This window comes from Shewanella mangrovi (assembly GCF_000753795.1).
Classification (GTDB): domain Bacteria; phylum Pseudomonadota; class Gammaproteobacteria; order Enterobacterales; family Shewanellaceae; genus Shewanella; species Shewanella mangrovi.
The window spans coordinates 163,134-176,042 of record NZ_JPEO01000006.1 but is presented as its reverse complement, the minus strand read 5'-3'; the positions used below and the strand labels follow the sequence as shown (position 1 = coordinate 176,042).

The following is a 12,909-nucleotide window of genomic DNA, read 5'->3' as shown; positions in this document are numbered from 1 at the left end:
ACTTTGTTAAAACTGGCGAAATAGCTGCGGCGCTTTTTGGGTGAGTTTTCCATCAAGATAAGCATCGACTATCGCATCTTGGTAATGCTGGTAAATCAGTGGTAGATGGTGCGGTTGCCACTGGCTGGCGCGCCATAGCATGCCGTTGCTAGTTTGTGGTTGGCTTGGAATAGCATCTGAGCTGATGGCGAGTTCTGCCAATTGTGGTAGTTCCTCGCCAAGCGCGATGACAGCACGTGCAGCGAGCATGTGTAGCGTGTCGCCACGCACCAAGGGCGCGGTGCATTGGTGAATGATCGCGCCAGCATCAAGCTGGTTGCTGAGCTGATGCACTGTCATGCCCGTCATCTGCGGTTCCAACATATAGCTCGGCCAGAAATGGGTGATGGCGCCCTTGTACCAAGGCGACAAGCCGCCGTGACAGTTCCACTTATGTTTAGGCGCACTGTCGAGTAACTCTTGGCTGAGTTTGTGGCAGCCGTAGGAAATGAGCAGGTCGGTTGCATGTTGCTTGATGATATCGATCACTGGCTGGCTATTAAGCTCAGTTACTCCGATAGATAAGCTCGGTACGTCTGGCCATTGCACCGCGCCAAAACTGTCATTTTCAACGCGCTCTCGCTCGCTGAAATGGTGATCAAATAGCGTGCGCAGTGACTCTTCAATATGTGCAGGAGCTTTGGGGAGAAACTGTTCTCGTTGCTCGATAATCACATAGGCGAGTTTGCCGGTTTTAGCTAAGCAACGAGCGATGTAGGCATGGCGAGGATGGTTGCCGCACACAAAGACTATGCTCATAGGGTTTTCCCTGTATTGAATCTAATTAATTGATGTTGTTCGAGCTTTTCAATTACGCCCCGTAAGCTTGCCAAAGGTAACTTGAGCTTGTCGGCAATGTCGAGCATGAAAGTCTTCCCGTCTGACTCACTTAAAACCGTCAGAATCGCGTTCAGCTCCTGTCGGCCATCAAGCAGTTGGTCGCTGGATGTGTGGCGATTTATCGGGGTATTGATATTCGGATACAAGCCGCGTTTGCCGAGTTGCGGCTCTCCATAAGGTTTGAGGTTGAGCGCTTTGCCCGAGATTTCGGTGCTGAGCAGCAACTGCTCCAATTGGTCGATGGAGTCGATGACTGAGCCCATATCCATAAAGGCTTTATCGTCGAGCGAGTTGTGATACTGCGGGAAAACACCATACACTGTCTTCGCGACTTGCCCCATAGGTAGGTTAAAGCCAGGCGCGCAATATTGGCGTTCATCCGAGCCGTACAGCGGCGTAAATGATTCCATGCGCCAGTCACCAGTTGCCGCCAGTTTACCTATGTAACGATCAAACAAGGAATTACCCCGCTTACTCGCTTTATAACGCAAATTGGTGGCTGGGCCGCCAAGACAGGTGAGAATTAATCCCGCCTCCAAATGTTGCTGCAAATGCTGATGATGCTGCGACAAAAAACACAATGACCCGATAGTTTCTGGATTGAGTAGAAAGCGGTAGCTGAAGCGACGCCGCGGCCATTGTTGCATCCGACGATAAAGCCCAAGCAACACCAACGGGCCGCTTAGTTCGTTATTTGCTAGCGAAGGATGGCACAAATAGCTGCTCAGTAAAATTTCACGTTCGCTTTCCCCGGCAAGTAGTGTTTGCGCGTATGGGACACCACCTTGTTCATCAAAGTGACTGTCGATTTTGACCTTATAAACTCCCGCAGTTAACCGCTCACGTTGCTGCTGGCTGAGACAAAACCCCCATGTGCGGTGGTAATAACTGGTGACATAGGGAATCGCATCAGCAAGGTGCGGAATTGAGTGCAGATGCGGCTGCAACTGCTCAAGCGTCATCTCGGCCTCAATCGGTTCGGAGTAGTTCACCACATGCAGGTTGCTGACTTGGGAATCGCAGATTAATTTGCCGTCCGGCCCCCACAGGCGAGCTCGTTGAAAATGCCACTCAGGCGGTACTGTCCAATCAAACACCTCAGTACCTGAAGCGACCTTGGTCATGGTGAGCGGCATGAACTGGCTGAAATATGCGATAGATTGTTCTAATCCCGGCCCTGAAATAGAACGGCAAATGGGAAATAGATCATCAAAAACCTTGTTTAAAAACTGATACTCAGCTGCGTTCGAACTCATCCTGTTTTCCTGCATGATGTCGGAGTCGTAAAATTATCACATGCTTACCCCGTTGGGGGAATGGTAATTGTCTGATTCCTATGGATGATTCTGGTGGGCATTCACAATGCCAAGCGCAAGTGACGGTAGGCATAGCAGACTATGTCGAATAGGGACTCAACTTTCCAAGATGGTCAATATTTCTACTCGTGTTGCATCAGCATAGTGCACTGGTCAAGTGTAGTGCTAGCTCTTCACTGACGGTTCAAGTATCAGTTCACATGAAGTCAACTGTGTCAGTTGCATGAGGTTTAGTATCAGTCGCGTGAATTTTAGTCGCTTTGTGATCGTGTTGGCGGGTCTCTTTTGATGCACTTACATGAAAAACTCTCATCATTGCTTCTATGGCGCTTTTCAGTACATTTTGTCGTTTTGAACAAATCCGTGATCTGCCGCGTAACTTTTGCGGCCAACGCCTGAGAGGTCGATCACACGCTGGCAGTTCTCATGAAAAACATCACCGTTTGCCATACGGTAAATAGGCTGCTTTTGTTAAGCTAATTTGCTGCGACTCATAATTAACTTAATGATTTTTAACAGTTAAACTAATATTATTAAAGCGCTTATAAGTTACAAAAGTACGACTTAGTTTCAATGTAACCCGCCCCAACTTTCCATTTTTACGCCGTTGTTATACTCGCCTCGAAAGCTGAAGGAGGTGAGGTAAGCGTCGTGAAAAACACGCCACCATCACCACAGAATGCCCCGATTCTTTGTGCATGCGGACACTGACACAAGCGCCTAGCGTCACCTCCATAGAGGTGCTGGTAACGGGTTTTCAACCGGATTCTGAGAGTGCTCAGGCAAAAAACAGTAAATCACACTGAAGCACTCGTGAGTAATGACAAGCCGAGCCACAAGGCTCGCTGGAACACCGAATTTTACATCCTGCTGGAGGGTTGATTGTGAAAACGATAACCACAGATATAGCGGTCATTGGCGCTGGTGGCGCTGGCTTACGTGCAGCGATTGCTGCTGCAGAAGTTAACCCAGAACTGAACATCGCACTGATTTCTAAAGTTTACCCAATGCGTTCTCACACTGTTGCGGCCGAAGGTGGCTCAGCGGCAGTCGTTAAAGAAGAGGACAGCCTAGACAACCACTTCAACGACACAGTAGCCGGTGGCGACTGGTTGTGTGAGCAGGACGTAGTTGAATACTTCGTTAAAAACTCCACTCGCGAAATGATCCAAATGGAACTGTGGGGCTGCCCATGGAGCCGTAAAGAAAACGGTGAAGTGAACGTGCGTCGTTTCGGCGGTATGAAAATCGAACGTACTTGGTTCGCCGCTGACAAAACCGGCTTTCATATGCTGCACACCCTGTTCCAAACCTCAATGAAGTACCAAAGCATCGTACGTTACGATGAATACTTCCTGCTGGACTTGGTGGTTGTAGAAGGCGAAGTCCAAGGTGCTATCGCTGTGTCTATGGCGGAAGGCGAGCTGGTGTGCTTCAAAGCCAAATCAGTGATTCTGGCAACCGGTGGTGCAGGTCGTGTTTATCACTTCAACACCAACGGCGGCATCGTAACCGGTGATGGCATGGCAATCGCTTATCGTCACGGTGTACCTCTGCGTGATATGGAATTTGTGCAATATCACCCAACCGGTCTGCCAGGCACCGGTATTTTGATGACTGAAGGTTGCCGCGGTGAAGGCGGTATCATGGTCAACAAAAACGGTTACCGTTACCTGCAAGACTACGGCCTAGGCCCTGAAACACCAGTTGGCCAGCCACAAAACAAATACATGGAACTGGGTCCACGTGACAAAGTTTCACAAGCCTTCTGGCACGAACAACGCAAAGGCAACACCATCAAACATCCACTGGGTGATGTGGTGCACTTGGACTTGCGTCACTTGGGTGCTGACTACCTGCACGAACGTCTGCCATTCATCTGTGAATTGGCTAAAGCGTACGTCAACGTTGACCCAGTAAAAGAGCCAATCCCAATTCGTCCAACCGCACACTACACCATGGGCGGTCTGGAAACTGACGGCAATACCGAAACCTGTATTAAAGGTCTGTTCGCGGTCGGTGAATGTTCATCTGTTGGTCTGCACGGTGCTAACCGTCTGGGTTCTAACTCACTGGCTGAACTGGTGGTATTCGGTCGCTTAGCGGGTGAAACCGCAGTGCAACGTGTCGCTGAGTTTAAAGGCTGGAACGGCGCTGCATTTGAAGAGCAAACCAAAGCGGTTGAAGCGCGTATTGACGCACTGCTGGCGCAAAAAGGTACTGAAAACTGGTCTACCATCCGCACCGAAATGTGCATGAGCATGGAAGACGGTTGTGGTATCTACCGTGACGAAGCTGGCATGCAAGCCACTGTTGATAAGCTGGCTGAACTGCGTACTCGTTACAAAAACATCGAAATCACTGACAAGAACAAAGTGTTCAATACTGACTTGCTGTACGCAATCGAAGTGGGCTTTGGCTTGGATGTGGCAGAAGCGATGGCGCACTCTGCCATCAACCGTAAAGAATCTCGCGGCGCGCACCAACGTCTGGACGAAGGTTGCACCGAGCGTAACGACAAAGAATACCTGAAGCACTCGCTGGCGATTTACCAAGGCGACTGCGCTCCAGCCATCAAGTATGGCGATGTGAAAATCACTAAATCTCAGCCTAAAGCACGTCTCTACGGTGATGCTGCCAAACAACAGGAGAACGCGTAATGGATAAGTTGCAAACTGTTAACGTCCTTCGTTACGACCCAGCCAAAGATGACGAGCCGTATTTAGAAGCGTTCAAAGTGCCAGCCAATGACACTACCTCAGTACAAGATGCATTGGCTTACATCAAAGATAACTTGGACAAATCACTGTCTTACCGTTGGTCTTGCCGCATGGCGATCTGTGGTTCTTGCGGTGTGATGGTAAACAAAGTACCTAAGCTGGCCTGTAAAACCTTCCTGCGTGATTACCCAGAAGGTATGACACTGGAGCCGCTGGATAACTTCGCTATCGAAAAAGACTTGGTGGTGGATAAAACCCCATTCTTGGAACGTCTGGAAGCTATCAAGCCTTACATCATCGGTAACGATCGTAAGCCAGAAGACGGTACAAACCTGCAAACCCCAGCGCAGATGGCGAAATACAAGCAGTTCGCTGGTTGTATCAACTGCGGCCTGTGTTACGCAGCCTGTCCTCAGTTTGGTTTGAACCCAGAGTTCATCGGCCCTGCAGCACTGACCTTGGCACACCGTTACAACTTGGATAACCGTGACCATGGTAAGAAAGAGCGTATGAAGCTTATCAACGGTGATAACGGCGCTTGGGGTTGTACCTTCGTAGGTTATTGCTCAGAAGTTTGTCCAAAACACGTTGATCCAGCAGCTGCTGTTAACCAAAGCAAAGTGGAGTCTACTAAAGACTTCCTGATTGCCATGTTGAAACCTTAGGAGACACATAAGATGCAAAACCGTAAACCTTATGTCCGTCCGATTCACCGCACTTGGTGGGCTGAGACTAGTCGTTTCAGTTTCTACATGGTGCGTGAGTTGACCATCATTCCGTTGATTCTGTTCACTTTGAACCTGTTGGTGGGCTTGTACTCACTGACTGATGGCAAAGCGGCATGGGAAAGCTGGGTAGCTTTCTCTGCCAGCCCAATCGTGCTGGTAGTAAACCTGTTGGCACTGGCTGGCGCGCTGTATCACGCGAAGACCTTCTTCAGCATGATGCCACAAGTGATGCCAATTAAAGTCGGTGCAAAGCCTGTGTCTAAAGGCATTGTAGTTGCTGTGCAATGGGCTGTTGTTCTGGCGTTTTCTACCGCTGTTATGTTGCTGGTTTAATAGGAGACCATCATGCTTAATTATTCTCCAAAACGTTCTGATGAGCCTATCTGGTGGAGCCTGTTTGGTGCCGGTGGTGTTTGGTTCGCTATCGTTACCCCAATCACTGTATTGCTGATGGGCCTGTTGCTACCGCTACATGGCTTAGGTCTGGTTGACCTGAACTACGACAAACTGTTGGCCTTTGTCGCTAGCCCAGTCGGAGCGGTCTTCACTGTACTGACTATCGCTTTGCCAATGTGGCACGCCATGCACCGTGTACACCACGGTCTGCATGACCTCAAGTTCCATGTGGGTGCTGTCGGTAAATATCTGTGCTACTTCGTCGCTTTAGTGTTCACTGTACTGGCAGCTATTTGGGTACTTGACCTGATCTAAGTCCCTGACGGGGTATTTGGCGGCCAATTGTTTGTGGGTGAACAGGCCAAAAAATGCCCCTTTTTACTTACGTTAGCTATAGTTAATCAATGCCTATGCTATGCTTGGCGCTCGAAAAATTCTGGGTGTAAGGCTCCTATATTGATGATTAATTCAGCTGTTATTGCAAAAGTTTCAGATGCATTGTCGTTTAATAAAAAGCGACCAATGAAATTAAAACGGCACTTCATCACCAGTATTTTGTTGGCAACCGCTTGGATGCTGACACTCATGTCTTTCACCGTCTTCCACCTGCTAAAAACCACTCACGATGAAAGTCTTGAAACACGCAGCTTGGAGATGGCGAGCATTGTCGCACTCGATCCTGTCGTGATTAATGCCGTTGAAGAAGCCAATCAGCATGGCGGCGTTAATATTCGTCCTTATATCGAAAGTTTGCGAGCGCAAACTGAAGTCACCTTCATTGTTGTCGTCAATAAATACGCCATTCGTTTAAGTCACCCAGATCCGAAAAAAGTCGGTCAGAAATTTGTCGGTGAAGACTTAATTCCCGTCTTAGAAAACGGGATTAAGCACAGCAACTACGCCGTTGGCTCGCTGGGGAAAGCGATCCGTAGTTTTGCGCCGGTAATGGTCGATGGCAAAGTGGTCGGCGCGGTGTGCGTCGGTATTCTCAACGAAGAAGTGGCACACCTGTTTATCAAGCAACACTCTAATCTATTGATTGTGGTGATCATGGTGCTGTTGGTGGCCATCATGCTGATTGTGACCTTGATGTCTAAGCTGAATCGCACCATGAAAGACCTCGACCCTGAACTGGTTGTTAACATGCTGATGGAACATGATCGTATCTTTAATGCGATTCGTGACCCCATAGTCTCTATCGATAATAACCTCAATATCACCGCCATCAACGACATTGCCACCAAAATTATTGCCATGGGCAGTATGGGTAAAAAAGATTTTATTCATCAGCCGCTTGCGCGATTTTCAACGGCATTAAGTCAGATAGTTAAAGCGGGTACTGGTCGCGAATTTACCGGTACCATTAAACTCGGCAAACTCGATTATCGGGTCTGCATTTACCCATTGCAGAGTGGTCAGGAACATCATGGTTATGTGATCATTTTCCTGTCAGATATGCAGCTCAACGAGCTGAAGAAAGAGCTGATTTACTACAAGAACTACGCTGAACTGTTGCGTAGTAAAACTCATGAATACTCAAATAAACTCAATGTGTTAAGTGGTATGTTGCAGTTGCAGCATTACGATGATGCGATTGAGTTTATCGATCGTGAGAGTAAAGGCCATCAACGGATTATTGGCAACATTGTCCGCTCCATCCAAAATAGTACTGTCGCATCTTTGTTACTGGCGAAATACAACAAGGCGGCAGAGCTCGGCGTCAAGTACCTGTTGGATGAAGATAATATCCTTAAGGATTACAGTAAGCCGGTCTCAGAAAAACTGGCGACGATACTAGCAAACCTCATTGATAACGGCATTTTAGCCGCCTGCAATAACAAGCATAACGCTGCGCCTATGGTGCAGATCTATGTGAGTGATCGCAGTCAACATGTTATCCTTGAAGTACAGGACAGCGGCGCCGGCGTAGCGCCGGAGATTGCCGATAATATTCTCGAATTTGGTGTCAGCAGTAAAGATGAACAGGAACAAACCGGGGTCGGCCTGTATCTTGTCAACGAGCTGGTTAATCAGTTGAACGGCAGTATCGACTGGGAACGCACTGAAGATAATACCACCCTGTTCTCCATCTACCTTGATAAAGGCGAAATCAAGCGCTATGAAGAAGAAAGTCACTACCATGATTATTGAGGATGATCCCAGAGCGAGTTACGCACTGGAATCAACCATTAACCAGCACACCGACTTCGAAGTGGTGGCCGTGAGCGAAACCTACGCTGACGCTTTGATGCAGTTTGAACTGTATAAACCGCAGTTGGTGTTTGTTGACATTACCCTGCCAGACGGTAGCGGTTTGGACGTGATCCAAAAGCTACGCCGCGATGGTGCCAACTGCTATTTCATTATGACCACTGCTGAACGTGACGCTACCACGGTAGAACACGCGGTCCAGCTGGGCATTAGCGACTATTTGGTAAAACCTGTGCGTATGTCACGGGTGCGTCAAGCGCTGGACGACTACAAACTGTATCGTCAAAAACTGGCGTGCCATGACACCGTTGACCAAGGTGCGATTGATCTGATCTTGGGTAAGCGCAGTACCAATGCCCCAGTGCGTAAAACACCAAAGGGGATTGATGCCACCACGCTAGAATCGCTGAAGCAGATCCTCAAAGAGGAAAAGCTGACGGACTTTTCTGTGGATGATATGAGTGAACGCATGAACGTGAGCCGTATTACGGTGCGCCGTTATCTGGAATATCTGGAATCTGAAGGCGTCGTTAAAATGGTATTGAACTACAAGACCGGAGGACGTCCGCGTCGTTTGTATCAGCTGACTGACGTGAATTTGCTAGATTAGGCTCACCACGGCTGAACAAGTATAAAAAGACCACCTTGCGGTGGTCTTTTTTTGTCTCATTACCTCTCCCGCCTTAAGGTGAGGTATTCGTCGTCAAATCATACTGCACTTGCCCTTCATCGTTTTCCCAAGTGATGCGGCTGAATGCCAAGCCAATGCTCGTCTGCACGCCAGCCGAAGACATAGATAACGCAAAGCTACTCGCAATGGACTGATCAAGCGTAATCTTATTTGGCTGCTGCTGACCCGTTATATATTGATGATCTTCGATCACAACTTTTTCTATGTCGTTGGGATTACCCAGCATACAAAGTAACGGTTCTTGCAGTTCGCTACCGAAGTTGAGCTCCGATACTGAAAGTATCGACACTTGGTGTTGCGTGAGATAATCAACCGATCGTCCTAACCCAACACTGTAGCTGTCTATCGGTAAGAAAGTTTCTTTACTTGCGGGTAGAGGGCCTATGGCGAGAAACGTCTCCGCAGCACAGTCAGGAACTTGCTGAGTAGCGGCCAAATTATCGATAAGTACCGTACTGTTGTTGTAGCTAAATTGGAAATTTGCAGGTGATATCGTCAAGGAGATTTGGCCGTTGCCGTCACTATAGCTGCTGAAGATGACCTGCTGGAGATTTAGCTGTATCTGTGGGTAGTCGGTGAATTGAAAACTGACCGAACTGGTCGGCTGATCTGAAAGCAACGCTTGCAACAATGGCCGCGATTGCCGTCCCTGATCTAACGCCACCGCTATATCCGCCATGTTAAGACGACCAATCCGAGATGTCGAACCACTGGCTTCGCCGAGTTGCCGTGCGACAGCAAATGACAAGGCTGTAATAGGCAGCTGACCATTGCCATCAATTGTCATACTGCCGATAACACTATTGTTAGCATTACCGCCTGTATGTTGAGCGCTCAGGCGTTCAAGTTCGGCGTAAATCGCCTGTAAATCGTCGGCGGTGGCGCCGTCCTGACCTGCGGGGCCCGGCTCACCTTGCGGTCCCATTGGACCGATATCACCTTGTATACCTTGCTCGCCCTGCGGACCAGCTTCCCCTTGTACTCCTTCCGTGCCTTGTATGCCTTGTGGTCCCATTGGGCCAGGCGGACCCGCTTCACCTTGCGGGCCGGGTGTGAGTTCTACATTTTGAAGATCGGTGGTTAACTGACTAACGTTGCTTTCTAGCTGTTCCACGCGTTGTTTTATGTTGTCTGTCTTTGCCTGTACCGATGACATACCGACTGTCACTACTGCGGTTATCCATACCAGAAGTTTCATTCCGCTTTCCTCGTGCTTGTAGCAATCGTCCGTAATCCCGAACGCTAGAACAGCAAAGGATTAAGCATTAGCCAGCTTGCTGGAAAAGGCAAAATATTAGCGGACACCGATATAAGATCAGACCTGTTGCTTGCTGCGTGACGCAGGATTGAAGACAATAAAAATGCCGCCAACACTCATTATTACACGTGGTTAGCGACATTCTTTATACGCATGCGGCTGTTTATACTGAGGCGTTGACCAGAGAACCGGGCGCCAGATTGTGCAATATATCTTGCAAGTAACTTTGTGCCTGTGCTGTGTCGCCACTATCCAGCGCATCACCAATTTGAGACAAGGCGTTTTTTAACGGATTATCACTGTCGTCTGACTCGCTATCATTAGCGCTCAAAGAGGCGATAAGTGAATCATATGCACTCTGAGCACTGTCCGTATCGCCATCGTTTAAGGCAGAGATCAAACTCAGTAGATTATCACTGCTGCTGTCATGATTTGCTGTCGGTGGAGGAGGTGGCATTTCACCATTGGTTGGTGGGGTGAGGCTGGAGAAAGTGTCAGCCGCACTTTGTAAGCTGCTCAGATCGCCGTCCGCTAAACTCGTTTCAACCGCTGATAGAAATTGTCCGACCGGATCTGAGTCACTAAATCCACTGCTACTCGATGGTAAGGCGCTCACAATCGCATCGAAGCTGTCTTGTGCTGAGGCGAGATCGCCTGAATTAATCGAACCGACCAATGCCTGCAACTGGTTTTGCAAGGAGGTTGCTGTCGAACTGGTGATAGACGGCATAGTCGTCAGTGAAGATATGCCTGAGATATTCATAGGTGTCTCCATTATATAAAGTTGTTGTTTTATATTGGAAGCCAAGTCTTATTAGTTGCTGTTGATGACTAAATTAAACCTAACCAAATATGAGTATCGGTGATTTATTTTGAAGCTTTATTGAATATCTTAAGTGTTATAGAGGGAATTGGTTTTTAAAAAATATCTTTACGCTTGTAAAAATAATAAGTTACTGATTTTAGTTGTTTTATTTTTATTTTGTGTAAGTGGGTGTAATACAAATTGATACAGTGGAAAAATAAAATATGACCGTATTCATATGTAATAAATGAAACAAATTTATACGTTTGTTACTCTGTTTTATAGAAAGCAATATTTGAGACAGAATATAATAAATTTTTGTCTTTACTACCCCTTAAAAACAAGCTGATTATTGATGTTGCTCTATAACGAGTGCATCAACTTTGACTTAGGTGTGTAACGGCACTTGCAAAAATAGGTTCAAAAAAAGAGCGATCAGATGATCGCTCCTAAGATACTTATCGACTATTTAGCACTGGTTGCATCAGCTTTACGTCGTCCCGCCAACTGCTTTTCAATTGCCATTATCATCTTCGCGGCAATATCTTCGTTAGTAGCGGTTTCAATCCCCTCAAGGCCAGGTGATGAGTTCACTTCCAGCAGTAACGGCCCTTTGTTAGAGCGAATCAGATCCACACCCGCGACTTTTAGCTCCATCGCTTTGGCCGCTTTAATGGCAATACGGCGCTCTTCCGGGGTAATTTTAATCAGTTCTGCACGACCACCTTGATGAATATTGGCGCGGAACTCGCCCGGTGCCGCCACTCGTTGAATTGAGGCCACCACTTTGCCATCAACCACAAAGCAGCGCAGATCTTTGCCGCTCGATTCTTTGATAAATTCCTGCACTAGAATGTTGGCATTCAGGCTCTTAAAGGCGTTAATCACACTCTCTGCCGCTTTGCGGGTCTCTGCCAACACCACGCCTTTACCTTGGGTACCTTCCAATAGCTTGATGATCAGCGGTGCGCCACCGACCATGTTGATCAAATCGCCCGTGTCGAGTGGTGAATTGGCGAAGCCGGTGGTGGGAATGTCCAGACCATTATCCAGCAACAGTTGCAACGCCCGCAGTTTATCGCGCGATTGGGCAATGGCGTCAGAGTTGTTTAAGCAGTAAATGCCGAGCGACTCAAACTGGCGCAACAGAGTGCAGGCATAGAAGGTCATGCTCGGCCGAATCCGCGGAATGACGGCATCGAGCTCATTCAACACTAAACCGCCACGGTAGTGAATTTCCGGCCGGGTGGCATCGAGCTTCATATAGCAGTTTTTGATATTAAAAAACTGGATCTCGTGGCCACGACTTTCAGCGGCTTCAATAATGCGGCGGTTGCTGTACAGGCTCGGGTTACTCGCTAACAGGCCGATTTTAAGGCCAGTAGTGCGGATCTCGGGTGCCTGATATAAGTGGGCAAGTTGATCGGATAAGCGTTCACCCAGCAAGCAGTGTCCCGCCGGATCAACCAGTGTACGGCCATGCATTGCTTCGCGCCCCAGCAGCATACGATAGCCCATGCTGTCGCGATTGGTCAGGGTCACTTCGACATCCCACAGTTGTTCACCCAGAGCGAGCGGTACACGGATCACCAAGCGCTTTTCACGATCGCCACTGGAGCTTTTGATGATGCGCTGATCGATCACTTTCGCTTCGCAATGGACTGTGACTTTGCGGTTATCCTGAATCGGATGCACCTCAAATGACACCCACGGCTCGCCGTTGCGCGAAAAAGGCTGAATATTGATGGCATGCAATGATGAGGTTTTGGCACCAGAATCCACGCGCGCCTTAATGGCGGGGATATTAAGCGTAGGAAACGCGCACCACTCATCACTACCGATAACAATTTTCGGCTCATTGCTTTGTATCATGTTTTGTAAACGCTCGAATAGTAAGGACTGAAC

At 48.2% G+C, this 12,909-nt stretch carries 11 protein-coding genes and 1 pseudogene; 6 read left to right on the top strand and 6 right to left on the bottom strand.

Annotation, left to right across the window (positions count from 1 at the left end; all coding sequences use genetic code 11):
- Positions 1-6: 6 nt before the first annotated feature.
- Together HR45_RS10520 and HR45_RS10515 are read right to left on the bottom strand one after the other, a co-directional pair.
- Positions 7-798 (bottom strand): formyltransferase family protein, encoded by a 792-nt coding sequence (locus HR45_RS10520; RefSeq protein ID WP_037442681.1) that lies wholly within the window; start codon positions 796-798, stop codon positions 7-9.
- Positions 795-2,135, bottom strand: coding sequence for a DUF4910 domain-containing protein (locus tag HR45_RS10515; protein ID WP_037442679.1), 1,341 nt, complete (start codon positions 2,133-2,135; stop codon positions 795-797). The genes HR45_RS10520 and HR45_RS10515 overlap by 4 nt, the downstream gene beginning before the upstream one ends.
- Positions 2,136-3,079: 944 nt before the next feature.
- On the opposite strand from HR45_RS10515, the gene frdA reads away from it, so the two are divergent.
- The 6 genes from frdA (at position 3,080) to HR45_RS10485 (ending at position 8,860) form a co-directional block, all read left to right on the top strand.
- Entirely contained in the window at positions 3,080-4,855 is a 1,776-nt protein-coding gene (gene frdA / locus HR45_RS10510) for a fumarate reductase (quinol) flavoprotein subunit (RefSeq protein WP_037442677.1), read from the top strand.
- Positions 4,855-5,580, top strand: a complete 726-nt coding sequence (locus HR45_RS10505) for a succinate dehydrogenase/fumarate reductase iron-sulfur subunit (protein ID WP_037442675.1) — start codon at positions 4,855-4,857, stop codon at positions 5,578-5,580. Before frdA ends, HR45_RS10505 begins: the two co-directional genes overlap by 1 nt.
- Before the next feature lie 12 nt (positions 5,581-5,592).
- Positions 5,593-5,976, top strand: a complete 384-nt coding sequence (frdC, locus tag HR45_RS19505) for a fumarate reductase subunit FrdC (RefSeq protein ID WP_037442673.1) — start codon at positions 5,593-5,595, stop codon at positions 5,974-5,976.
- Between the two features lie 12 nt (positions 5,977-5,988).
- Complete coding sequence (gene frdD / locus HR45_RS19500; protein WP_037442671.1) at positions 5,989-6,354, top strand: fumarate reductase subunit FrdD; 366 nt, start codon at positions 5,989-5,991, stop codon at positions 6,352-6,354.
- Between the two features lie 207 nt (positions 6,355-6,561).
- Positions 6,562-8,190 carry an ATP-binding protein gene (locus HR45_RS10490; RefSeq protein WP_037442827.1) on the top strand — a complete coding sequence of 543 codons (1,629 nt, stop codon included), beginning with the start codon at positions 6,562-6,564 and terminating at the stop codon, positions 8,188-8,190.
- On the top strand, positions 8,159-8,860 hold the full coding sequence (locus HR45_RS10485) for a response regulator (protein ID WP_241461095.1): 702 nt from the start codon (positions 8,159-8,161) through the stop codon (positions 8,858-8,860). The genes HR45_RS10490 and HR45_RS10485 overlap by 32 nt, the downstream gene beginning before the upstream one ends.
- A gap of 73 nt (positions 8,861-8,933) precedes the next feature.
- Here HR45_RS10485 and HR45_RS19495 read toward each other — a convergent pair whose 3' ends face one another.
- The 4 genes and pseudogenes from HR45_RS19495 to HR45_RS19620 all read right to left on the bottom strand — a co-directional run.
- Positions 8,934-10,139, bottom strand: coding sequence for a collagen-like protein (locus HR45_RS19495; RefSeq protein WP_052074675.1), 1,206 nt, complete (start codon positions 10,137-10,139; stop codon positions 8,934-8,936).
- A gap of 223 nt (positions 10,140-10,362) precedes the next feature.
- A complete protein-coding gene (locus HR45_RS10475; RefSeq protein ID WP_037442667.1) occupies positions 10,363-10,962 on the bottom strand; it encodes a hypothetical protein in 600 nt (199 codons plus the stop codon).
- 507 nt (positions 10,963-11,469) lie between these two features.
- Entirely contained in the window at positions 11,470-12,396 is a 927-nt protein-coding gene (gene rimK / locus HR45_RS10470) for a 30S ribosomal protein S6--L-glutamate ligase (RefSeq protein ID WP_241461102.1), read from the bottom strand.
- A 117-nt stretch (positions 12,397-12,513) separates the two neighbouring features.
- A pseudogene (locus HR45_RS19620) lies at positions 12,514-12,876 on the bottom strand (ATP-dependent zinc protease family protein); the annotation flags it as partial.
- Between the last annotated feature and the right edge of the window lie 33 nt (positions 12,877-12,909).